We start from the raw sequence: 22,135 nt of genomic DNA, 5'->3' as shown, positions 1-22,135 counted from the left end.
GGGTCGGGGGTGCCGGCGACGAGGGGGGCGCCGGCGCGCTGGGCGATGTGGCGGGCGGCGACCTTGTCACCCAGGTCGCGGATCGCCTGCGGCGGGGGGCCGATCCAGATCAGGCCCGCGTCCAGGACGGCCTGGGCGAACTCCGCGTTCTCGGAGAGGAAGCCGTAGCCGGGGTGGACCGCGTCCGCGCCGGACTCCCGGGCGGCGTTCAGGATCTTGTCGATGACCAGGTAACTGGTGGCGGGGGTGTCACCGCCCAGAGCGAACGCCTCATCCGCGGCGCGGACATGCGACGCGTCCCGGTCCGGGTCGGCGTAGACGGCCACGCTCGCGATCCCGGCGTCCCGGCAGGCCCGGGCCACGCGGACAGCGATTTCGCCACGGTTGGCGATGAGCACCTTGCGCAGACTCATTTCGAGATCCCTTCCCCGGCGCTCGGCACCGGCGCCAACATCGACTGCCACCCGTTCCCCATCCGTACCACCTCGGCGCCCCTGGCGATGCCGCCCATCCGGTGACCTCGCCACGGATTCCGGTGAAACCGGTCGTCAGCCGTGCCCCCGTACCCCCGACGTCCCTCGCACAGCCGGTGGGCCGCCCCGGGGGCGGGTCAGGACCCGGATGCGGCCTCGGATGCGGCCGGGGTCCCGGGCCCCGGCCCGGCCTCCGGCTCCGGCTCCGGCTCCGGTGCGATCAGGGTGCGGAACAGCGGTGCCGCCAGGCGCAGCACGTCGTCCAGGCGGGCCTCGGCCAGGTCGGGCATGCGCAGCAGATACCGCTGGGTCGCGATGCCGAACATCATCGCCCCGGACAGCGCCGCGCGCAGCCGCGCGTCCGGGGCGTCGATGCCGGCCGCCACCCGCTCGACGGTCTCCTCGGTCACATGGCGGCGCAGCAGTTCCGCGGCCTCCTCGCTGGTCATGCTGGTCCGCAGCAGTACCGCCATGGGGCTGTCCGGGTCGGCGGCCCAGCTGCCCAGCATGGCGCGGAGGTAGTTGTCGACCGTGCGGGCCGGGTCGGGGGTCGTCAGCTCCTCGATCGGGACGTGCCAGCGGACCGCCTCGCGGAAGAGTGCGCGCTTGGTGCCGTAGTACTGGATGACGGACGCCTTGTCGACGCCCGCCTCGGCGGCGATGGCCCGGATCGTGGCGCGTTCGTAGCCGACCTCGGCGAACTTGCGGCGCGCGGCCTCCATGATGCGCCGGCGCGTGCGCTGCCCCTTGCGCTCTGGTTCCGCGTCCGTGGCGTCGGCGCCGGCACCCCCGGCGTTCACCGGAAGTCCTCGGCATGGTGGGCCGCCCATTCGGCGTACGTGTGCGCCGGCCGGCCGGTCACGTCCCGTACCGCCGTGGACACCGGCACCGTCGTGCCCGACTGGCGGGCGTACATGCGCAGCAGGGAGTCCACCGTCTCCCCTTCCAGGTGCCGGGTCATCCGGTCCCGCGCCGCCTCGGGCGTCAGCTCCTCGAAGCGCAGCTTTCTGCCGAGCACCTCGCCGAGGATCCGTACCCGCTCGGCCTGGGTCAGCGACTCGGGGCCGGTCAACTCGTAGGCCTGGCCGAGGTGTTCCCCGTCCAGCAGGGCCCGGGCGGCCACGGCGGCGATGTCCCGCTCGTCGACGGGCGCGGTGGCGGCGTCGCCGTAGGCCGCGCGGACCACGCCCTCCGCCTTGACGCCCCACGCCCACGGCAGGTCGTTGACCATGAAGGGGCCTGGGCGCAGGAACGTCCACGGCACGCCGGAGGCGCGGACGGACTGCTCGTCGGCCGCGTTGAGCCGGCCCATCCGCTCCCGTCCCAGGTGCGGGTCCACCACCGACTGCGAGGACAGCAGCACCACCTGCTCCAGCCCGGCCCGGGCGGCGGCGCCGAGGAACGGTCCCAGCCGGCCGTGCACGGGGAACAGGAACGCCCGCTCCACGCCGCGCAGCGCGGAGTGGAGCGACTCGGCGTCGGTCAGGTCGCCCCGGACCACCTCGGCTCCGTCCGGCAGGCCGGCGCGCCGCGGGTCACGGGTGAGCGCGCGCACCCGTGAGCCCGCGTCCAGCAGTTCGCGCACCAGGTTCCGGCCGACGTTGCCGGTCGCACCGGTCACCAGGATCATCACTCGGCCTTTCGTCCGTGCAGGAGCGCGGGGAAGGGCCGACGCGGGCCGCGCGGGACGTGCCGCACCCGGGTACGCGCCAAGTCCCCCGCGCTTGGGGGCTGTTGCGGACGCTACGCCCGCCCGCGGCGAAACTCAACGCTTGTACAGTTCCGCGCCCGGCCGGTGCCGCGTGGCGCTAGCGGGCGGACACCCCCCGGGCCCCGGCCGGCGCCGGCTTCCCGGCCTCGGCCCCGGCCCGCTCGGTGCGCGCGGCGGCGGCCGTGACCAGCGCCGCGGCCACGGCGAAGGCGGCACCCGCCCAGGCGATCCACGCGGCACCCGCCGCGCCGAGGATCCCGGCGCCCAGCGCGCTGGACAGCGAGATCGCCAGGTACATCACGGCGGCGTTGAGGGAGACGGCCAGGGGTTCGCTGCCGGGGCTGGCCAGCGTCATGACGCGCTGCTGCTGCGGCGCGGTCACCGACCAGGAGGCGATGCCGCACACCGCCGTCAGCGCGATGGCCGCCGGGTAGGAGGAGCGTACGCCGGCCATGACCGCGAACACCGCGGTGAGCAGCAGCGTCGCGCCGATGACGACCGCGCGCGGCCCGTTGCGGTCGGCCAGCCGGCCCGCGGTCAGGTTCCCGGCCGTCCCGGCCAGGCCGAAGACCAGCAGCAGGACGGCCACCTTGGCGCCGTCCCCGTCGGTGGCGGGCTCGAAGACGGCGCTGATGTAGGTGTAGGGCAGGTAGATGCCGATGAACGCGACCAGCGTGCCGGCCAGGACCCCGGCCACCCTGCGGTCGGCGAGCGGGGCGAGGCGCTGACGCAGCCGGGTCGGTCCGGCGAGGGTGACGTCGGGCAGCCGCAGGGCGATGACCGGGGCGACGACCAGGGCGAGCGCGGTGACGAACCACATGGTGGCCTGCCAGCCCAGCGCCTCGCCGATGACGGTGCCGAGCGGCGCGCCCAGCGCGAGCGAGGTGGTCAGCCCCACGGTGACGATGGCGATGGCCCGGCCCCGGTTCTCCGGTCCGGCCAGGGTCGCCGCGGTCGCGCCCGCGTTGGGGGTGAACATCGCGGCCCCGGCCGCGGCGATCACCCGGGCGGCCAGGACCAGCGCGTAGTCGGGGGCGAGGGCGGTCACCACGTTGCCGACGGCGAACACGGCGAGGCCCGTGATCAGGACCCTGCGCCGGGACCAGCGGGCGGTGAACGCGGCGAGCACCGGGGAGAGCAGGGCGTAGGCGAGCGAGAAGACGCTGACGAGCTGGCCCGCCGCGCCCAGGGAGATGTCGAGGGAGTCGCTGATGTCGGGCAGGAGGCCCGCGATGACGAAGGCGTCGGTGCCGACGGCGAAGGTACCGAGCGCGAGCACACAGGCGTGGGTCCGCCAGGCGCGCCCCTGCTGTGCGGCGGGAGGGGTCATGGAAGCACCTGAGTTTCGATGAGCGTCGAGTATGTCGATATCGATCGTAATAGATGTTCGATGTGTATCGTAGATGTCGAGCGACATCGCCATGGTCGCGTGACCCCGCCACCGCCGCCCCGGTCCGCCGGGCCGCGCGAGGCGGCGGGAAGAGCCTGGAGGCAGGATGCGAATGACGGAGGAGACCCGGCTGCCGCAGCCGGACCTCGCCACGGTGGAGATCGGCACCGTGCTGAACGCCCTCGCGGACCCGGTGCGGCTGCAGATCGTGCGGCTGCTCGACACCGCCGGCGAGGCGCCCTGCGGCGCGCTGGAGCTGCCGGTCGGGCGCTCCACCGTCTCCCACCACCTGCGCACCCTGCGCGAGAGCGGTCTTGTCGAGACCCATCTGCGGGGCAACACCCGGGTCAGCCGGATCCGCCGCGAGGAACTGGAGCGGCGCTTCCCCGGCCTGCTCACCTCGATCCTGGGCGCCGCGCCGGCCGCGCGGCAGGAGACGGCCGTACTCGACGGAGAGGGAGAACGTTAGATGGGACGGTTCGCACACCTCGCCTACACGGACAGCGTGCGCCGCGTCCAGGAGGAGCAGGGCAGCGCGCTGTTAGGCGTACGCGCCCTCTCGCAGCCCGACACCGGCCCGGACGAACTCGGCCCCGACGAGGCCGCGTTCCTCACCAGCCGGGACGGGTTCTACCTCGCCAGCACCGGCGAGACCGGCTGGCCCTACATCCAGTTCCGCGGCGGTCCCGCCGGTTTCGTGCACGTCCTGGACGAGCGGCGGCTGGCCTGGGCGGAGGTGCGCGGCAACCGCCAGTACATCACCACCGGCAACCTGCGGACCGACGGCCGGGTCGCGCTGTTCTTCATGGACTACGCCCGGCAGGCCCGCCTGAAGCTGCTCGGCCGGGCCCGTACCCAGGGGCTCGACGAGGATCCCGCGCTCACCGAACGGCTCGACCAGCCGCGCACCGACGGCAAGGTGGAGCGCCTGATGATCGTCGAGGTCGAGGGCTTCAACTGGAACTGCCACCAGCACATCACCCCGCGCTATTCCGAGGAGGAGCTGGAGACGGCCCTGCGCCCCGTCCGCGACCGCATGGACGCCCTGGAGCAGGAGAACGCCCGCCTGCGCGCCCGCCTCGCCGAACTCGGCGAGGCGGACTGACCCCGGTCCACGAAGGTACGGCCTACCGCGGCGCGGTCCCCGCCAGTCTCCGGGCCGCGGTGTCCAGCCGGGCCAGCACCCGGTCCCGGCCGAGCAGCTCCATGGACTCGAACAGCGGCAGCCCGACCGTGCGGCCGGTGACCGCGACCCGGACCGGGGCCTGGGCCTTGCCCAGCTTCAGCCCGTGCTCCTCCGCCACCGCGAGCAGGACGTCCTTCAGCTCGTCCGCCCGCCAGCCGGCGACGGCGGCCAGTCCGGCCCGGACGTCCGCCAGGAGGTCACCGGCCCCCTCCTTCATCGCCTTGTTCCAGGACGTCTCGTCCCGCACCGGCTCGTCCAGGAACAGGAAGTCCACGTAGCCGGTGATCTCGGAGAGCCGCGCCAGCCGGGTCTGCGCCGGCGGGGCCGCCGCCTCGAAGACGTCCTTGTCGAAGGCCTCCGGCCGCCACGGGGCGTACGGGGCGACGAGCCACGGCACGCAGGCGGCGGCGAACTGCGCGGGCGCCAGTGCGCGGATGTACTCGCCGTTGAACGCCGTCAGCTTCTTCACGTCGAAGAAGGCCGGGGCGGTGTTGACGTCCTCGATCCGGAAGCGCCGCTCCAGCTCCTCGTACGGCAGGATCTCCCGGTCGCCGCCCGGGCCCCAGCCCAGCAGCATCAGATAGTTGACCAGCGCCTCGGGCAGGAAGCCCTCGGCGAGGTAGTCCTCCAGCGCGACCTTGTCCCGGCGCTTGGACAGCTTCTGCCGCTTCTCGTTCACGATCACCGGCAGATGCGCCCACACGGGCGGCCCGGCACCGAGCGCCTCCCACAGCAGTTGCTGCTTCGGCGTGTTCGACAGGTGCTCCTCGCCCCGGACGACCTGCGTGATGCCCTGGTCCAGGTCGTCCACGACATTGGCGAGCAGGAAGACCGGGGAGCCGTCGCCCCGGGCGATCACGAAGTCCTCGATCGCGCTGTTCGGGAAGGCCGGCTCGCCGCGCACCAGGTCGACCACGACGGTCTCCCCCTCGTCCGGCGTACGGAACCGCAGCGCCCGCCCCTCCTCGAAAGCCAGCCCCCGTTCCCGGCAGAACCCGTCGTAGCCGAGGTGCTCCGACCCCGTACGCTCCCTCAGCCGCTCCCGGGTGCAGTCGCAGTAGTACGCCCGGCCGTCCGCGAACAGCCGCTCGGCCGCCTCGCGGTGCCGGCCGGCGTTGTGCGACTGGAAGTACGGCCCCTCGAACGCCGGGTCCTCGTCGTGGATGCCGATCGCCGCGAGCGCGCGGACGATGCCGTCGATCCACTCCGGCCTGTTCCGGGCGGCGTCCGTGTCCTCGATCCGCAGCACGAACCGGCCGCCGGACTGCCGCGCCACCGCCCAGTTGTAGAGGGCGGACCGCGCCCCGCCGACATGGAACATGCCGGTCGGGGACGGGGCGAAACGAACACGGACGGGACCAGTCGCCATGGGCCCCAGCGTACCGAGCGCCGCGGTTCGCCCCGGCGTCTTTTTCCGGGGGACAGTCCGGGGACAGGGAGTGCGCGGCCGGCGCCGGCAGGTCTTCAGCCGGCCGTCGGCGAAGCCCGCCCGCCGGCCGGGTCACGACAGGTGCCCCACCGCCGGGGGCTCGCCGCCATCGGTACGGGCGTGGCGTACGAAGCCGATCACTCCCGTCGCCGCGGCAGTCGCGACGAGGCTCCCGACGCCCACCAGACCCACGCCGATCACGAACAGGCCGCTGGCGTCGTCGCCGGACCAGTCGTAGTACGCGGCGGCGCTCAGGCCGGCCGTGGTACCGAGCACGGCGCTCACCGAGTGCCGGCGGGCCGTGGCCCAGTACACCGGCGCCAGCTGGGTCAGGACCAGCCCGATGACCTGCCAGGCCTGGTACGGGCCGGTCGTCGTGCCGTCGGCGTGGACATCGCGCTGCTGGTCCCAGCCCAGCCAGCCGGCCCACGCCAGGGGCGCGACCACGGCCGGCGCGAGGACCGGCAGCAGGCGGAGGGCGGTACGCATGGTTTTCCCCGTTGTCTTTCGCATGCCCCCACCGTCGCGCCGCGCGCCGCCCCCGCACAGAGCGCGCGTACTCAGCCGCGCCCGAGTACATGCCCCCGTACCGGCCGGGTACGCGCCCGAGTACATGGCCGGGTCCCGGGCTCCGCACGGCCGGGATCTAGGCTTCCTCCAGGAGGAGATTCGCTTCGTCAGTGCGGTCCGTTGAAACATGAAGGAAGCCCCGTTGAACTTCTGGTCGCTGTACAGCCACGGCTTCGCGCGCATCGCCGCGTGCACGGGCCACACCGTCATCGCCGACCCGCACGCCAACGCCGAGGCGGTCCTGCGCCAGGCCCGCCGGTGCGCGGACGAGGGCGTCGCCGTCGCCGTCTTCCCCGAACTGGGCCTGACCGGCTACTCCATCGAGGACCTGCTGCTCCAGGACGCGCTGCTCGACCAGGTCGAGGCGGCCCTCCGCACGGTCGTGGCCGGCTCGGCCGAGCTGCTGCCCGTCCTGGTCGTCGGCGCCCCGCTGCGCCACCGCCACCGGATCTACAACTGCGCGGTGATCGTCCACCGGGGCCGCGTCCTCGGCGTCGTACCGAAGTCGTACCCGCCGAACTACCGCGAGTTCTACGAACGCCGGCAGATCGCCGACGGCCACGACGAGCGGGGCGGCACCCTCCGCGTCGCCGGCGCCGAGGTGCCGTTCGGCGTGGACCTGCTGTTCGCGGCCGAGGACGTGCCCGGGCTGGTCCTGCACACGGAGATCTGCGAGGACATGTGGGTGCCGGTGCCGCCCAGCGCGGAGGCCGCCCTCGCCGGGGCCACCGTGCTGGTCAACCTCTCCGGCAGCCCGATCACCGTCGGCCGGGCCGAGGACCGCGCGCTGCTGTGCCGCTCCGCGTCCTCCCGCTGCCTGGCCGCCTACGTCTACGCGGCGGCCGGCCTCGGCGAGTCCACCACCGACCTGTCCTGGGACGGACAGACCATGATCTACGAGAACGGGGTGCTGCTCGCCGAGTCCGAGCGCTTCCCGGCCGGCGACCAGTGCGCCGTCGCCGACGTCGATCTCGACCTGCTGCGGCAGGAGCGGCACCGGATGGGCACCTTCGACGACAACCGCCGGGCGCACGCCGCGCGCACCGGGGACTTCCGGACCGTCTCCTTCGAGCTGGACCCGCCGCGCACCGATCTGGGGCTGCGCCGCCGCGTCGAGCGGTTCCCGTTCGTGCCCGCCGATGCCGACCGGCTCGCGCTGGACTGCTACGAGGCGTACAACATCCAGGTCGCCGGGCTCCAGCAGCGGCTCGCGGCCATCGGCGGGCCCAAGGTCGTCATCGGTGTCTCCGGCGGCCTGGACTCCACGCACGCGCTGATCGTCGCCGCCCGGGCGATGGACCGCGCCGGCCGCCCCCGCAGCGACATCCTGGCCTTCACCCTGCCCGGCTTCGCCACCAGCGACCACACCAAGGACAACGCGCACAAGCTGATGCGCGCCCTCGGTGTCACCGCCGCCGAGCTGGACATCACGCCGACCGCCCGGCTGATGCTGAAGGAGATCGGCCACCCCTTCGCCTCGGGCGAGCCGGTCTACGACGTCACCTTCGAGAACGTCCAGGCGGGCCTGCGCACCGACTACCTGTTCCGGCTGGCCAACCAGCGCGGCGGCATCGTGCTGGGCACCGGCGACCTGTCCGAGCTGGCGCTCGGCTGGTCCACGTACGGCGTCGGCGACCAGATGAGCCACTACAACGTCAACTCCGGGGTGCCGAAGACCTTCATCCAGCACCTGATCCGCTGGGTCATCGCCAGCGAGCAGTTCGACGACGAGACCGGCAAGGTGCTGGCCGCGATCCTGGACACCGAGATCAGCCCGGAGCTGGTGCCGGGCGAGGAGCTCCAGTCCACCGAGTCGAAGATCGGCCCGTACGCGCTGCACGACTTCACCCTCTTCCACGTGCTGCGCTACGGCTTCCGCCCCTCGAAGATCGCCTTCCTGGCCTGGCACGCCTGGCACGACCCGGACGCCGGCGCCTGGCCGCCCGGCTTCCCCGAGGCCAAGCGGGGGGCGTACGACCTGGCCGAGATCCGGCACTGGCTGGAGGTGTTCTGCCGCCGCTTCTTCGCGTTCTCGCAGTTCAAGCGCTCGGCGATGCCGAACGGCCCCAAGGTCTCGGCCGGCGGCTCGCTCTCCCCGCGCGGCGACTGGCGCGCCCCCTCCGACGGCAACGCGGAGTCGTGGCTGCGCGACCTGGCCCGCTTCGACTTCGAGGCGGCGGCGGCCGAGGTCCGCTAGCCGCCTGGAACCGGGCGTCGTCCTCGGCCACTCTTTCCCCTCGTGGCGAGTGTTCCGTATCAAGGGGGGCCGGGGGTCCCGCAGGCGCACATGGTGGTGTGCGGTGACGACGGGCTCGCGCACCGGCTGGCCGCCGAGTTGCGCGGGGTCCACGGCGAACAGGTCACCCTCGTCGTACCGCCGGACCGGCGCACCGCGCGGCCCCCGGTGGTCGGCCGGGCCCGGGCCGCGTCGGCGGCGCTGTTCGACCGGATGGTCAGCGCCGCGGTGGGCACGGTCGGCCGGACGGGCGGCACCGGACAGCCCACCGCCCCGGCCGCCGGCCAACGGGCGGACGGCGAAGGGGTGCTGGAGGCCACCGAGCCGACCGAGGCGGTGCTCGCGGAGGCCGGGGTGGCGCGGGCCGCCGCGCTGGCCCTCGTGTACGACGACGACGAGACCAACATCCGGGCCGCGCTGACCGCCCGCCGGCTCAACCCCCGGCTGCGGCTGGTCCTGCGGCTGTACAACCGGCGGCTGGGCCAGCACATCGAGGAACTCCTCGACCAGGCGGCGGCGTTGGCGGCCGGGGACGGGACGGACGGTCCGGACACCGGCCTGGAGGCCTCCACGACCGTCCTGTCCGACGCCGACACGGCCGCGCCCGCGCTGGCGGCCACCGCCGTCGCCGGCACCAGCAGGGTCGTGCAGACCGAGGGCCTGCTGCTGCGGGCCGTGGAACGCCCGCTGTCCGGGGAGGACGGGGCCGGGCTGCTCACCCTGGCGCTGCTGTCCGGCGGCGAGCAGCCACCGCTCCTGCTCCCCGGCGACGACGAGGTACGGCGCGCCGCCGGCCGGTCCGCCGTGGTGCTGGAACACGTCTCCTCCCCCACCGGCGCGGAAGCCGCCGCCCCCGCCCGCCGGCTGACCGGCGTCATGCCGCTGGCCTCGATCTTCTCCCGGCGGCTGCGCTGGTCGCTGGCCGGACTGGTCGGCTGCGTGGTCGCCCTCGCCGTCACCCTGTGGCTGGTCACCGGCATCGATCTGCTGCGCGCCTGCTACATCACCCTCCTCGACCTGTTCGCCATCGACGACCCGGCGTTCAAGGAGCCCCTCGGCCGCCAGATTCTCCAGCTCCTGTCCGCCCTCGTCGGACTGCTCCTCCTCCCGGTGCTGCTGGCCGCCGCGCTGGAGGCGCTCGGCACCTTCCGCACCGCCTCCACCCTGCGCAGGCCGCCCCGCGGGCTGAGCGGACACGTGGTGCTGCTCGGCCTCGGCAAGATCGGCACCCGCGTCCTGACCCGGCTGCGGGAACTGAACGTCCCCGTCGTGTGCGTCGAGTCCGACCCGGAGGCACGCGGCCTGGCCACCGCCCGCCGGCTACGGGTGCCGGTGGTCCTCGGGGACGTCACCCAGGAGGGCGTCCTCGAGGCGGCCCAGATCCACCGGGCGCGGACGCTGCTCGCGGTGACCAGCGCCGACACCACCAACCTGGAGGCCGTGCTCTACGCCCGCACCGTCCGCCCCGACCTCCGCGTGGTGCTGCGCCTGTACGACGACGACTTCGCCACCGCCGTCTACCGCACCCTCCGCGCCGCCCACCCGAACGCCCTGACCCGCAGCCGGAGCGTCACCCACCTGGCCGCCCCCGCGTTCGCCGGCGCCATGCTCGGCCGGCAGGTCCTGGGCGCGATCGCGGTCGAGCGGCGCGTGCTGCTCTTCGCCGCGGTCGACGTCGACGGCCACCCCCAGCTGGAGGGCCACACCCTGCGGGACGCCTTCCACACCGGCTCCTGGCGCGCCCTGGCCCGCCTGGGCCACCCGGACACCTCCCTGGACCACGTTCTGGAGAAGGGCGACCGCGTGGTGGTCGCCGCGACCCGCAGGGGCCTGGCGGAACTCCGCTGACCCCGCGTCGTCACAGTGCCCAGCTCCGTTGCCGCTCATGAGGCACGCGGCATGAGGCACGCGGCATGAGGCACAGCCGCACGCCCGGCCGTTTCTCGTCGCGCGTGAGCCCTGTCCGACAGGCGGCGAAGTGACGTTTCTCGGCGCCGGTGCCGGGGAGCCGGCGAGGTGGGCCGGGGTCAGGACGGCAAGTGGCGGGCCGCGAAGTCCAGTTCCAGTCTCACCTGCTTGATGCGTTCGTCGACCACCAGGGAGCCGTGGCCCGCGTCGTAGCGGTAGACCTCGTGGGGGGCGCCGCGGGTTTCCAGGCGGGTGACGTAGTTGTCGATCTGGCGGATCGGGCAGCGGGGGTCGTTGACGCCCGCCGAGATGTGGACCGGGGCCCTGACCTGGTCGACGTAGGTGATCGGGGACGACGCGGCGAAGCGGTCCGGGACCTCCTCGGGGGTGCCGCCCAGCAGCGTGCGGTCCATGGCCTTCAGGGCCTCCATCTCGTCGTGATAGGCCGTCACATAGTCCGCGACCGGCACCACCGCGATGCCCAGCGCCCAGGCGTCCGGCTGGGTGCCGATCCCGAGGAGGGTGAGGTAGCCGCCCCAGGACGCGCCGGTGAGGATGAGGCGCCCGGGGTCGGCGAGGCCCGAGGAGACCGCCCACTCCCGGACCGCGGCCACGTCCTCCAGCTCGATCAGGCCCACCCGGTGCTTGAGGGCGTCGGTCCAGGCGCGGCCGTAGCCGGTGGAGCCGCGGTAGTTGACGCGGATCACCGCGTACCCGTGGTCGACCCAGGCCGCCGGGCCCGCGGCGAAGGAGTCGCTGTCGTGCCAGGTCGGGCCGCCGTGCAGGTCGAAGACGGTGGGGAGGGGGCCCGTGGCACCCGCCGGCTTCTGGACCAGGGCGTGGATGCGGCCGCCGGGACCCTCCACCCACACGTCCTCCACCGGCACCGACGGGGGGCACGCCATGCCCGGCGGGTCCAGCACCACACCGCCGGCCGTGGACCGCACCGCCGGGGGCTCGGCGGCCGACGACCACAGGTACTCCACGCTGCCGTCGGGGCGGGCCGTCGCGCCGGAGACCGTGCCGGGCGGGGTCGGGATGCGGGTCAGCTCGCGGGTCGCCAGGTCGTACCGGAACAGTTCGCTGCGGGCCTCGAAGCCGTGCACGACGAGCAGGGCCGAGCCGTCCGGGTACCACTCGGCGCCGACGTCGCCCGGCAGGTCCAGCGCCAGGTCCGTCTCCTCGCCCGTCGCCACGTCCCACACCATCGGCTCCCAGCGGCCCCGGCGCTGGTGGCCCACGAGCAGCCGGGTGTCGCCGTCGACCGGGGCGAAGCCCAGCACCTCCAGGCCCAGCTCCTCGACGCCGCCCTTGGTGTCGTCCAGCTCGGCGACCGTCGTACCGTCCGGGCGCAGCACCCGCAGGGCGGCGTGCATGGCGTCGCCGTGCTCGGTGTGCTCGACGGCGATCAGCGTGCCGTCGTGCGAGAGGTCGCCGACGCCCGCGGACTCGCGGTGCCGGTAGATCTCCACCGGCCCGGCGCCCTCGCGCGCCAGGTGGATCGTCGTGCCGTCGTCGTCCGTGGAGCGGCCCACGACCGCCGTGCGGCCGTCGCGGGACAGGGCCAGGCCGGCCGGATAGGACGGGGCCAGGCCGGGCACGGCCGGCTCGTCCGGGCCGCCGGTGAAGGGCTGGCGGCGCCAGACGCCGAACTCGTCGCCGTCCTTGTCGTCGAACCACCAGATCCACGCGCCGTCCGGGGAGAGCACGCCGTCCGTCGTGCCGTTCGGCCGGTCCGTCGCCTGCCGCTGCTCGCCGGTCGCCCGGTCCCACGCGTACAGCTCGTACGTCCCCGTCGCGTTCGACACGAACAGGGCGCGGTCCGGCGCGTCCTCCGCCCAGTCGGGCAGCGAGACCCGCGGCGCCCTGAAGCGCTTCTCCCAGTCCGGCATGTCCGGTGTGTCCGGCGTCCTGCTCTCACTCATGGCCCCAGTCATGCGCCCATACTGCCTGGCCGCGCGGACAATTGGGTGGCGGGTGTGCGCAGCCTGTGGATAACTTCCCGCCCATGAGCGTTTCCGCCGCCTCCTCGTCCGTATCCGACGGATCCGGTACCGAAGGCTCCTCTCCGCCCCCTCCCGGGAGCTTGGTCCCCGAAGGCTGGCGGGACGACAACCGGGCCCTGTGGGACGAGCGCGTGTCCCTCCATGTCACCAGCCCGTTCTACGACCTCGCCGGCTTCCGCACCCGCCGGGACGACCTGCGCGGCTTCGAGACGGCGGAGGTCGGCGACGTCACCGGCCGGACGCTCCTGCACCTCCAGTGCCACATCGGCACCGACACCCTCTCCTGGGCCCACCGGGGCGCCGCCCGCGTCGTCGGCCTGGACTTCTCCGCGCCCGCCGTGGCGGCGGCCCGCGCCCTCGCCGCCGACCTCGGCTACGGCCCCGAACGGGCGGCCTTCGTCACCGGTGACGTGTACGACGCGGCCGAGGCCGTGCCCGAGCCGTCGTACGACATCGTCTACACCGGCCTCGGCGCCCTGTGCTGGCTGCCGGACATCCGGCGCTGGGCCGAGACGGCGGCCTCCCTGGTCGCGCCGGGCGGCTTCCTGTACCTCGCCGAGTTCCACCCGATCACCGAGTCCCTGGACGACGAGACCGGCACCCGGATCGTGCGGGACTACTTCACCCGGGACGCGCAGGTGTGGGACGAACCGGGCAGCTACGCCGACCCGGACGCCGCCACCGTCCACACCCGTGGCGTGGAGTGGCAGCACACCCTCGGGGACGTCGTCTCCGCGCTCGCCGCGGCCGGGCTGCGCCTGGAGTTCCTGCACGAGCACGACGTCTCGCTCTTCCCGCGCTTCGCGAACTTCGAGGTGCGCGACGGCTACCACCGCTTCCCGGCGGACCATCCGCGCATCCCGCTGATCTACTCCCTGAAGGCGCGCAAGAGCTGACCCGGGGCCGGGGCACCGGGCCGGGCGCCGTACCGTGGAGGGCGTGTACCGGTTTCTGCTGACACCCCGCTGGTGGGGCATCAACGTCTTCGTGCTGCTCGCCATCCCGTTCTGCGTCTTCATGGGGTCGTGGCAGCTGAGCCGGTTCGAGGGGCGGGTGCAGGACCACCGCACCGCCACCGAGCAGGCCACGTCCGGCCGGGACGAGGCCGCGCGCCCGCTGGACTCGATGCTGCCCGTCGACAAGAGCACCTCGGGCCGGCGGGTCACCGCGAGCGGGCACTACGGCACGCAGCTGCTGGTGCCCGGCCGGGAGCTGGACGGCAAGCGCGGCTTCTACGTCCTCACCCTGCTGCGCACCGGCTCCGGCAAGGCGCTCCCGGTGGTCAGGGGCTGGCTGCCGGGCACGGCGGACCCCGCGAAGGCGCCCGCCCCGCCCGCCGGCGAGGTCACCGTCACCGGCGCGCTCCAGGCGTCCGAGACCCCGGGGGACAACGGGGTCAGCGCGCAGGGCGGGCTGCCGGCCGGGCAGACGGCGGCGATCAGCTCGGCGTCCCTGGTCAACCTGGTGCCGTACCGGCTGTACGACGCGTGGGTGACGCTGGACAAGGGCGACGCCGGGATGAAGGCCGTGCCCGCGAGCGTGCCGTCCGGTACGGGGCTGGACCTGAAGGCGTTCCAGAACCTCGGTTACACCGGCGAGTGGTTCGTGTTCGCGGGCTTCGTGGTGTTCATGTGGTTCCGGTTGCTGCGGCGGGAGCTGGAGTTCCAGCGGGACGCCGCGCTGGGCCTGGTGCCGGAGGACGCGGAGCGGACCCCGGTCCCGAGCGGCTGACCGGTGCGGCGCGGGCCGGACGGGCCTACGCGCCCGCCAGCAGTCCCGTGTAGTACACCGTCCCCGCGCACGCCCCCGGCACCACCGCGGTCGCCGACGGTGCGCCGTCCTGCGCCGTGTGGGTGACCGTGACGCTGCCCTCGGCCGTGCCGCCCTCGGTGACCAGCTGGGTCGTGGCGGCCGGTGTCCCGGTGCCGGTGTCGGTCGGGCCGCCGGTGGTGCTCGCGCTCGCCTCCTGGGTCGGTGTCGGGACCGGTGAGGGGTCCTGCGTGCCGGAGCCCCCGTCGGTGCCTTCGCCGCCGGTGGCGGGGCAGGTCTCGGAGGGGACGAAGGCGAACTTCTCCTCGTACGCCGCTCCTGGCTCGAGGACCAGCGAGGCGACCTCCAGGGAGGGGTCGGGCAGGGCCGTCGCCGCGCCGTCCCCCGCGGTGTGCCGTACGGCGCTGATCCGGGCCGGGTCGGCGGCGCCCTGGGCCGTCGGGGTGACGCTGCCCGGGCCGGACACCGTGCAGGCCGTCCCGGAGACGTTGACGACGCGGAAGGTGCCGGAGACGATGCCCGCGGAGTCGGGGGCGTTCACGGTGCCGTTCGCGGAGCCCAGCTGGCCCGTCGAGCACGCCGGGGTGCCGGTGGGCGCGCTGGCGGAGGGCCCCGCGCTGCCGTCGGGAGAGCCGGCGGGGTGGCCTTCCTTCCGGTCCTCGACGCCGCCCTTGCCGGGCTCCTTGCCGGGCTCGGCCGTCGTGCTCCCGGTGTCCTTGCCGCCGCCCTTGCCGACGGTGGTGCCCTTGTCCCGGCCCTGGCCGGTGCCGCCCTGGGCCTGGGAGGTCTGCCCGGCCATGGCGGTGTTGGGGTCGGAGCCGCCGGAATTCGAGACGTGCAGCAGGGCGGGGATCGCGGTGCCGATGAACAGGGCCGCCGCCGCCATGCCGACCGCCGCCTGGCGCTTGCGGGCGCGGCGGGCGGGGATCGCCCGGCGCAGCTGCTCCAGCGTGTCTCCGCGCGGCTCGAGGTCGTCCACCGCCGAGTGCAGCAGGCGGCGCAGGGCCGGCTCGTCCGGGGCGGGTCCGCCGAGGCCGTCCGGTGCGTCGGTGACCGTGCCGGGCCGTTCGGGGCCCGTGCCGTCGGGGCCGTGGTTCACAGTTCCGTTCCCAGGGTGCGTTGGCGTGTGCGGTTGCCCGTGGCGGCGCGTCGGCTCGTGCCAGGCGTAGGGCTCGTGACGTTCATGGGAGTCGCCCCCTTCGGCGTGATCGCTCATGCCGGTGTCCTCATGGCCACCCGCAGCGCGGCGATCCCCCGCGAGCCGTACGCCTTCACCGAGCCGATGGATATGCCGAGCGTCTCGGCGACCTGGGCCTCGGTCATGTCCGCGAAGTACCGCAGCACGAGCACCTCGCGCTGGCGGCGCTGGAGGCCCTTCATCGCCTTGATGAGGTCCCGGCGCTCCAGCTGGTCGTAGGCGCCCTCCTCCGCGCTCGCCGCGTCGGGCATCGGCTTGGAGAGCAGCTTCAGGCCGAGGATGCGGCGGCGCAGCGTGGACCGGGAGAGGTTGACGACCGTCTGCCGCAGGTAGGCGAGGGTCTTCTCGGGGTCGCGGACGCGCCTGCGGGCCGAGTGGACGCGGATGAACGCCTCCTGGACGACGTCCTCGCAGGAGGCCGTGTCGTCGAGGAGGAGCGCGGCGAGACCCAGCAGCGAGCGGTAGTGCGCCCGGTAGGTCTCGGTGAGGTGGTCGACGGTGGTCCCGGCGGCCTCGGCGGTCGCGGCGCCCGGAGGCTCCTCGGCGCCGTCACGCTGACTGGGTATGCGGGCGGGCCGCGCTGCGGGCATGGGCGCGATCACCGGCATGCCGCCGGGCGTGCCGGGCCGGAGCGCCGAGCGAGGCCGCAGGGCCGTGCCGCCGCGGGCCACACTGAGTTCGAGTACCTCTGCCACGCCAGTTGGACACGCCTCCCCCCTCGGGGGTTGTACGTGCCGGGCGTCACATGTGCGACAACCGGCCATGCCTCAAGTGCCGTCATGCGTCCCGCTCTTCCCTCATGTCCCATTTGAACGGGCGTCCCCACGCCCCGATCACGGCGTCCCCACGCCAGGATCATCACGCCCCCAGGCCCCGCAAGGGTGACCGCAAAGACGCTCCCCGCCCTCCGTACGGTTGCGGAAGGCGGGGAGAGAAATCCTCTGCTGCCAAGAGGGACGGTTCAAGTCGTTTGGACCATGCTCCCGGCCACAGTTCTTACGCGGATCCTACAAAGCCGTCACCCGCGGCCGGCCGCCCCGGCCGGTTCCCCGGCGGCCGGACCGGCGAGCAGCTCCGCGATCTGCACGCAGTTCAGCGCGGCGCCCTTGCGCAGATTGTCGCCGCACACGAAGAACTCCAGCGCGGCGGGATCGTCCAGGGCCCGGCGCAGCCGTCCGACCCAGGCCGGATCGGTGTCCACCACGTCGGCCGGGGTGGGGAACTCGCCGGCGGCCGGGTCGTCGCACAGCACCACGCCGGGCGCGGTCGCGAGGATCTCCCGGGCGCCGTCGAGGGCGACCTCCCGCTGGAAGCGGGCGTGCACGGTCATCGAGTGCGTGGTGACCACCGGCACCTGGACACAGGTCACGGCGACCGGCAGCGCGGGCAGACCGAGGATCCTGCGGGTCTCCTCGCGCACGGCCAGCTCCTGCGCCGACCAGCCGTCCGCCGTGGGCGGCCCGGTCCACGGCACGACGTTCAGCGCGACCGGCTCCGGGAACGGCCCGGTGGCGCCCCCGACGGCCCGCCTGAGGTCCCCGGGCCGCGTGCCCAGTTCGGTCCCGGCCACCAGGGCCAGCTGGGTCCGCAGGGCGTCCACGCCGGCCCGCCCGGCCCCGCTCGCCGCCTGGTACGTCGACACCACCAGCTCGCGCAGGCCGTACTCGGCGTGCAGCGCGCCCACGGCGACGATCATCGTGAGGGTGGCGCTGTCGGGGCTCGCGACGATGCCGCGCGGACGGGAGCGCAGCGCGTGCGGATTGACCTCGGGCACCACGAGCGGCACCCCGGCGTCGGCCCGGAAGGCGCCGGAGTTGTCGACGACGACCGCGCCGCGCGCGGCGGCCACCGGCGCCCAGGCGGCGGCGACCTGCGCGGGCACGTCGAACAGCGCGAGGTCGACCCCGTCGAAGGCATCCTCCGTCAGGGCCGTCACCTCCACCTCCACCCCGCGCACGGTCAGCTTGCGGCCGGCCGAGCGGGCGGAGGCGATCAGCCGGATCTCGCCCCAGACGTCGGCGCGCTGGGACAGGAGCCGGAGCATGACCGTGCCGACGGCCCCGGTCGCTCCCACGACCGCGAGCGTCGGCCTGCCGGTCATCGGCCCGTACCCCGGCTCATCGGCCGGTGCCTCCGTAGACGACGGCCTCGTCGGAGTCTGAGTCGAGCCCGAAGGCGGTGTGCACGGCGCGGACCGCCTCCGGCACGTCGTCGGCGCGGGTGACGACCGAGATGCGGATCTCGGAGGTGGAGATCAGCTCGATGTTCACGCCCGCGTCGCTCAGCGCCTCGAAGAAGGCGGCGGTGACGCCCGGGTTGGTCTTCATACCGGCGCCGACCAGGGAGATCTTGCCGATCTGGTCGTCGTAGCGCAGCGATTCGAAGCCGATGCCGGGGCGGTTCTTCTCCAGCGCGTCGATGGCCTTGCGGCCCTCGGTCTTCGGCAGGGTGAAGGAGATATCCGTCAGGCCGGTGGAGGCGGCGGACACGTTCTGCACGACCATGTCGATGTTGACCTCGGCATCGGCGATGGTCCGGAAGATCGCGGCGGCCTCACCCGGCTTGTCCGGCACGCCGACGACCGTGATCTTGGCCTCGGAGGTGTCGTGCGCGACACCGGAGATGATGGCCTGCTCCACCTTCTTGTCCCCAATCGGCTCACTGCTGACCCACGTGCCCTGCAGTCCGCTGAACGAGGACCGGACGTGGATCGGGATGTTGTAGCGGCGGGCGTACTCCACACAGCGGTGGAGCAGCACCTTGGACCCGGACGAGGCCAGCTCCAGCATGTCCTCGAAGGAGATCCAGTCGATCTTCCGGGCCTTCTTCACCACGCGCGGGTCGGCGGTGAACACGCCGTCGACGTCGGTGTAGATCTCGCAGACCTCGGCGTCGAGCGCGGCGGCGAGCGCCACGGCCGTCGTGTCGGACCCACCGCGCCCCAGCGTGGTGATGTCCTTCTTGTCCTGGCTGACGCCCTGAAAACCGGCGACGATGGCGATGTTGCCCTCGTCCAGGGCGGTGCGGATCCGGCCCGGCGTGACGTCGATGATCCGGGCTTTGTTGTGGACCGAGTCGGTGATGACGCCTGCCTGGCTGCCCGTGAACGACTGGGCCTCGTGGCCCAGGTTTTTGATCGCCATCGCCAGCAGGGCCATGGAGATCCGCTCTCCGGCGGTCAGCAGCATGTCGAACTCCCGCCCGGCAGGCATCGGAGACACCTGCTCGGCGAGATCGATCAGCTCGTCCGTCGTGTCGCCCATCGCGGAAACGACGACGACAACCTGGTTGCCGTTCTTCTTCGCTTCCACGATCCGCTTGGCGACGCGCTTGATGCCCTCGGCATCGGCTACGGAGGAGCCTCCGTACTTCTGCACGACAAGGCCCACGTGCGCTCCTCGCTCGGTTCGTTTGTGTCGGCTCAGTCTAACGAGCGTCCGAATTCCACCACCCTGCTCCCGCATGGTGAGACATCGTCCGCCCTGGTCCGACCCTGCCCAGCGGGCCGCGCACCAGTCCGAAAGTGCCCCGGCTCACAGACGGCCGCCGCCCGGCCGGCTACTTCGCCGGCCGGATGCCCAGCGGCGCGCCGATCTCCTCGGCCATGACCCGGCCGGCCTCGAACTCCAGCGTCTCGTCGCCGATGTCGGCCTGGTCGGTGTCCAGGCCGTCCAGTTCCTCCAGGGGCTGGTTCAGCCGGACGTGGATCAGGACGGACTGCAGGGCGCGCAGCACCGCCGAGGCCGTCCCTCCCCAGTTGGAGAAGTACGAGAACTGCCACCACCACAGGGCCTCGGTGGTCCGGCCCGCGCGGTAGTGGACCATGCCGTGCCGCAGGTCGGTGATGATGTCGGCGAGGTCGTCGGAGATCCGGGCCGGCACGGGCGCCTTGCGGGGCTCGTACGGGTCGAAGACCTCGGAGTAGACGTCGACCGGGTCCAGCAGCCGGGCGAAGTTCTCGCGCAGGGCGTCCACGTCCGGCTCGGGGCCCGGGTCGGGCTCGTAGCGCTCGTCGGGGACGAAGTCCTCGTGGGCGCCCAGCCGGCCGCCGGCGAGCAGCAGCTGGGAGACCTCCAGGAGGAGGAAGGGGACCGCCGAGCCGGGCTCGTCGCCCCTGGCCACCTCGGTGACGGCCACCAGGAAGCTCTCCACCTGGTCCGCGATCTGCACCGCGAAGTCGTCCGGGTTCTGCGTCGTGGCGTGCAGCGTGGCGTCAGACATCCAGCAATCGTCTCCCCTCGAAGGCGCGGCCGAGGGTCACCTCGTCCGCGTACTCCAGGTCGCCACCCACCGGGAGGCCGCTGGCCAGGCGGGTGACCTTCAGGCCCATGGGTTTGATCATGCGGGCGAGGTACGTGGCCGTCGCCTCGCCCTCCAGATTCGGGTCCGTGGCCAGGATCAGCTCCGTGACCGTCCCGTCGGCCAACCGCGCGAGAAGTTCCCGTATACGCAGGTCGTCGGGTCCGACCCCCTCGATGGGGCTGATCGCGCCGCCCAGGACGTGGTAGCGGCCCCGGAACTCACGGGTGCGCTCGACGGCGACGACGTCCTTCGGCTCCTCCACCACGCAGATGACGGCCGGGTCGCGGCGCGGGTCGCGGCAGATGCCGCACAGCTCCTCCTGCGCCACGTTGCCGCAGGTCGCGCAGAAGCGGACCTTCGCCTTGACCTCCATCAGGGCGTGCGCGAGCCGCTTCACGTCGGCCGGCTCCGCCTGGAGGACGTGGAAGGCGATCCGCTGCGCGCTCTTGGGACCGACGCCGGGCAGCCGCCCCAGTTCGTCGATGAGGTCCTGGACCACGCCTTCGTACAACGGACTGCCCTTCCTGGAGACCTTTCGGTACGTACGGTAGTTGTCTTCCGCCTCCGCCCGGAAGGCGGTGCGGCGAAGCGGGTCAGAACGGCAGGCCCGGGATGCCGCTGCCGCCGCCCAGCCCCTGGGCCAGCGGGCCGAGCTTCTGCTGCTGGAGCGTCTGCGCGTTCTGGTTGGCCGCCTGGACGGCCGCCACGATCAGGTCGGCGAGGGTCTCGGTGTCCTCCGGGTCCACCGCCTTCGGGTCGATCCTCAGCGCCCGCAGCTCGCCGGCGCCGGTGACGGTGGCCCGCACCAGGCCGCCGCCCGCCTGCCCGTCGACCTCGGTGTTCGCCAGTTCCTCCTGCGCCCGCGCCAGGTCCTGCTGCATCTTCTGGGCCTGCTGGAGCAACTGCTGCATGTTGGGCTGGCCACCGGGGATCACGATCAGCTCCTCGCCGTCTTCCGGATTGTCGTCTCCGACGTTTTTCTCAGTCGTCAACGAGCCTACGTGGTCCACGCGGCCGCTGCCCTGCCACTCTTTCGGGTGAGAGAGACGGCTGTCCTATACCTGATCAAGGCCCTCTTCCGGGCGGAAAAACGGGGAAACCTCCCTCTCCGCCACCCGTTGGGCGGTAGGAAGGGGGCCGCGCGTCGGCATGGAATGTCACGCAACGCGACCGGTCGTGATCAGTAGGGAGTGCCGGGTGGGTCAGCCGGAGATGCAGCCCGAGGGTCCGCCTCAGGACGGGCGGGGCGAGGGTGCGGCCGGGCTGCGGCCGGGCGAGCTGACCGGGCGGACGTTTCCGCTCGGGGACTGGGGCGAACCCGCCGAGCGGCTGGACGAGCTGTACCGGTGGGTGGAGCGCCGGGGGCTGGAGACGGCGGCCTGGTACCTGCGGGACCGGCTCTGGAAGCGGCGCGGGGCGCGCGCGCTGCGGGTCACGACGGCGGCCGGGGCGGTGGCCGGGGCGGCGCTGCCGCTGCTGGACCTCACCGGGGTGGCCGCCGGGGTGGCGCCGTGGGGCTGCCTGGCGCTGCTGCTCGCGGGCGCCGGCGTGGGCGTCGACCGGTTCTTCGGGTGCACGTCCGGCTGGATGCGGGACGTGGCCACGGCCCAGGCGGTGCACCGGCGGCTCCAGGCCCTGCAGTTCGACTGGGCGTCGGAGAGCGTGCGGGAGGTGCTGGGCCCGGCGGAGGGCACGGCGAGCGAGGCGGCCGAGCGGTGCCTGGCGGTGCTGCGGCGCTTCTGCGAGGACATCGCGGAGCTGGTGCGCACGGAGACCACCGACTGGATGGTGCAGTTCCGCACCGGCCCGGCCCCGCTGGGCATCCAGACGGCGCTGGTCACGGTGCCCCGGCAGGACGCGGGCGGAGCGGGCGGGGCGCGTTTCCCGCTGCCCCCGGCGAACGGCAGCCGCCCGAACATGCCGAGACAGCGCCCCCCGGAACCGCGGTGACGGCCC

21 protein-coding genes are annotated in these 22,135 nt (G+C 73.5%); 7 read left to right on the top strand and 14 right to left on the bottom strand.

The features are described 5' to 3' along the window. From AB0E62_RS35285 to AB0E62_RS35270, 4 genes are all read right to left on the bottom strand, one after another. A partial coding sequence (locus tag AB0E62_RS35285) for a biotin carboxylase N-terminal domain-containing protein (protein WP_362203544.1) occupies nt 1-407 on the bottom strand: 407 nt, incomplete at its 3' end. Between the two features lie 203 nt (nt 408-610). Next, a complete protein-coding gene (locus tag AB0E62_RS35280) occupies nt 611-1,273 on the bottom strand; it encodes a TetR family transcriptional regulator (RefSeq protein ID WP_362203529.1) in 663 nt (220 codons plus the stop codon). Next, nucleotides 1,270-2,103 (bottom strand): NmrA family NAD(P)-binding protein, encoded by an 834-nt coding sequence (locus AB0E62_RS35275; protein WP_362203526.1) that lies wholly within the window; start codon nt 2,101-2,103, stop codon nt 1,270-1,272. Before AB0E62_RS35275 ends, AB0E62_RS35280 begins: the two co-directional genes overlap by 4 nt. 178 nt (nt 2,104-2,281) lie before the next feature. Continuing rightward, the gene (locus tag AB0E62_RS35270; RefSeq protein ID WP_362203523.1) at nt 2,282-3,514 is read right to left on the bottom strand and encodes an MFS transporter; all 1,233 of its coding nucleotides are present in this window, start codon (nt 3,512-3,514) and stop codon (nt 2,282-2,284) included. 166 nt (nt 3,515-3,680) lie between these two features. Between AB0E62_RS35270 and AB0E62_RS35265 the strand changes: the two genes are divergently transcribed. After that, nucleotides 3,681-4,043 carry a metalloregulator ArsR/SmtB family transcription factor gene (locus tag AB0E62_RS35265; protein ID WP_362203520.1) on the top strand — a complete coding sequence of 121 codons (363 nt, stop codon included), beginning with the start codon at nt 3,681-3,683 and terminating at the stop codon, nt 4,041-4,043. Beyond that, complete coding sequence (locus AB0E62_RS35260) at nt 4,044-4,679, top strand: pyridoxamine 5'-phosphate oxidase family protein (RefSeq protein ID WP_362203517.1); 636 nt, start codon at nt 4,044-4,046, stop codon at nt 4,677-4,679. Between the two features lie 22 nt (nt 4,680-4,701). Here the strand turns inward: AB0E62_RS35260 and gltX are convergent, their stop codons facing one another. Both gltX and AB0E62_RS35250 read right to left on the bottom strand, forming a co-directional pair. Further along, nucleotides 4,702-6,081, bottom strand: coding sequence for a glutamate--tRNA ligase (gene gltX, locus AB0E62_RS35255; protein ID WP_362203541.1), 1,380 nt, complete (start codon nt 6,079-6,081; stop codon nt 4,702-4,704). Nucleotides 6,082-6,261: 180 nt separating this feature from the next. Next, entirely contained in the window at nt 6,262-6,678 is a 417-nt protein-coding gene (locus AB0E62_RS35250) for a hypothetical protein (RefSeq protein WP_362203515.1), read from the bottom strand. A 208-nt stretch (nt 6,679-6,886) separates the two neighbouring features. Between AB0E62_RS35250 and AB0E62_RS35245 the strand changes: the two genes are divergently transcribed. Both AB0E62_RS35245 and AB0E62_RS35240 read left to right on the top strand, forming a co-directional pair. Next, nucleotides 6,887-8,956, top strand: coding sequence for an NAD(+) synthase (locus AB0E62_RS35245; RefSeq protein ID WP_362203512.1), 2,070 nt, complete (start codon nt 6,887-6,889; stop codon nt 8,954-8,956). Nucleotides 8,957-9,046: 90 nt separating this feature from the next. Beyond that, the gene (locus tag AB0E62_RS35240) at nt 9,047-10,843 is read left to right on the top strand and encodes an NAD(P)-binding protein (protein ID WP_362203538.1); all 1,797 of its coding nucleotides are present in this window, start codon (nt 9,047-9,049) and stop codon (nt 10,841-10,843) included. 179 nt (nt 10,844-11,022) lie between these two features. Here AB0E62_RS35240 and AB0E62_RS35235 read toward each other — a convergent pair whose 3' ends face one another. Beyond that, nucleotides 11,023-12,828: a prolyl oligopeptidase family serine peptidase gene (locus AB0E62_RS35235; protein ID WP_362203509.1), complete on the bottom strand. Its 1,806-nt coding sequence runs from the start codon at nt 12,826-12,828 to the stop codon at nt 11,023-11,025. A 161-nt stretch (nt 12,829-12,989) separates the two neighbouring features. Here AB0E62_RS35235 and AB0E62_RS35230 point away from each other — a divergent pair, with 161 nt between their 5' ends. Continuing rightward, complete coding sequence (locus AB0E62_RS35230) at nt 12,990-13,805, top strand: class I SAM-dependent methyltransferase (RefSeq protein ID WP_362203506.1); 816 nt, start codon at nt 12,990-12,992, stop codon at nt 13,803-13,805. 43 nt (nt 13,806-13,848) lie between these two features. Further along, nucleotides 13,849-14,640, top strand: coding sequence for an SURF1 family protein (locus AB0E62_RS35225; RefSeq protein WP_362203503.1), 792 nt, complete (start codon nt 13,849-13,851; stop codon nt 14,638-14,640). Between the two features lie 25 nt (nt 14,641-14,665). Here AB0E62_RS35225 and AB0E62_RS35220 read toward each other — a convergent pair whose 3' ends face one another. The 7 genes from AB0E62_RS35220 to AB0E62_RS35190 form a co-directional block, all read right to left on the bottom strand. Continuing rightward, nucleotides 14,666-15,778, bottom strand: a complete 1,113-nt coding sequence (locus AB0E62_RS35220) for a hypothetical protein (protein WP_362203500.1) — start codon at nt 15,776-15,778, stop codon at nt 14,666-14,668. 113 nt (nt 15,779-15,891) lie between these two features. Next, nucleotides 15,892-16,572, bottom strand: coding sequence for a SigE family RNA polymerase sigma factor (locus tag AB0E62_RS35215; RefSeq protein WP_362203497.1), 681 nt, complete (start codon nt 16,570-16,572; stop codon nt 15,892-15,894). 323 nt (nt 16,573-16,895) lie between these two features. After that, entirely contained in the window at nt 16,896-17,978 is a 1,083-nt protein-coding gene (locus tag AB0E62_RS35210; RefSeq protein ID WP_362203494.1) for an aspartate-semialdehyde dehydrogenase, read from the bottom strand. 16 nt (nt 17,979-17,994) lie between these two features. Beyond that, a complete protein-coding gene (locus tag AB0E62_RS35205) occupies nt 17,995-19,266 on the bottom strand; it encodes an aspartate kinase (protein ID WP_362203491.1) in 1,272 nt (423 codons plus the stop codon). A 169-nt stretch (nt 19,267-19,435) separates the two neighbouring features. Further along, a complete protein-coding gene (locus AB0E62_RS35200; protein ID WP_362203488.1) occupies nt 19,436-20,098 on the bottom strand; it encodes a DUF5063 domain-containing protein in 663 nt (220 codons plus the stop codon). Continuing rightward, nucleotides 20,091-20,690 carry a recombination mediator RecR gene (gene recR, locus AB0E62_RS35195; RefSeq protein WP_362203485.1) on the bottom strand — a complete coding sequence of 200 codons (600 nt, stop codon included), beginning with the start codon at nt 20,688-20,690 and terminating at the stop codon, nt 20,091-20,093. Before recR ends, AB0E62_RS35200 begins: the two co-directional genes overlap by 8 nt. Before the next feature lie 82 nt (nt 20,691-20,772). Next, entirely contained in the window at nt 20,773-21,114 is a 342-nt protein-coding gene (locus tag AB0E62_RS35190) for a YbaB/EbfC family nucleoid-associated protein (protein WP_362203535.1), read from the bottom strand. 262 nt (nt 21,115-21,376) lie between these two features. Between AB0E62_RS35190 and AB0E62_RS35185 the strand changes: the two genes are divergently transcribed. Continuing rightward, on the top strand, nt 21,377-22,129 hold the full coding sequence (locus AB0E62_RS35185; protein ID WP_362203482.1) for an SLATT domain-containing protein: 753 nt from the start codon (nt 21,377-21,379) through the stop codon (nt 22,127-22,129). The last annotated feature ends 6 nt before the right edge of the window (nt 22,130-22,135 follow it).

This window comes from Streptomyces sp. NPDC038707 (genome assembly GCF_040636485.1).
Classification (GTDB): domain Bacteria; phylum Actinomycetota; class Actinomycetes; order Streptomycetales; family Streptomycetaceae; genus Streptomyces.
The sequence above is the reverse complement of the archived record's forward strand: the minus strand, read 5'-3'. Positions and strand labels throughout refer to the sequence as shown.

Bases quoted from the DNA above. Each gene is read 5' to 3' on its own strand.
- AB0E62_RS35260 (WP_362203517.1), top strand. From the start codon at position 4,044: ATGGGACGGTTCGCACACCTCGCCTACACGGACAGCGTGCGCCGCGTC.
- gltX (WP_362203541.1), bottom strand. From the start codon at position 6,081: ATGTTCCATGTCGGCGGGGCGCGGTCCGCCCTCTACAACTGGGCGGTG.
- AB0E62_RS35240 (WP_362203538.1), top strand. From the start codon at position 9,047: ATGGTGGTGTGCGGTGACGACGGGCTCGCGCACCGGCTGGCCGCCGAG.
- AB0E62_RS35275 (WP_362203526.1), bottom strand. From the start codon at position 2,103: ATGATCCTGGTGACCGGTGCGACCGGCAACGTCGGCCGGAACCTGGTG.
- AB0E62_RS35245 (WP_362203512.1), top strand. From the start codon at position 6,887: ATGAAGGAAGCCCCGTTGAACTTCTGGTCGCTGTACAGCCACGGCTTC.
- AB0E62_RS35200 (WP_362203488.1), bottom strand. From the start codon at position 20,098: ATGTCTGACGCCACGCTGCACGCCACGACGCAGAACCCGGACGACTTC.
- AB0E62_RS35270 (WP_362203523.1), bottom strand. From the start codon at position 3,514: ATGACCCCTCCCGCCGCACAGCAGGGGCGCGCCTGGCGGACCCACGCC.
- AB0E62_RS35250 (WP_362203515.1), bottom strand. From the start codon at position 6,678: ATGCGTACCGCCCTCCGCCTGCTGCCGGTCCTCGCGCCGGCCGTGGTC.
- AB0E62_RS35235 (WP_362203509.1), bottom strand. From the start codon at position 12,828: ATGAGTGAGAGCAGGACGCCGGACACACCGGACATGCCGGACTGGGAG.
- AB0E62_RS35210 (WP_362203494.1), bottom strand. From the start codon at position 17,978: ATGACCGGCAGGCCGACGCTCGCGGTCGTGGGAGCGACCGGGGCCGTC.
- AB0E62_RS35265 (WP_362203520.1), top strand. From the start codon at position 3,681: ATGCGAATGACGGAGGAGACCCGGCTGCCGCAGCCGGACCTCGCCACG.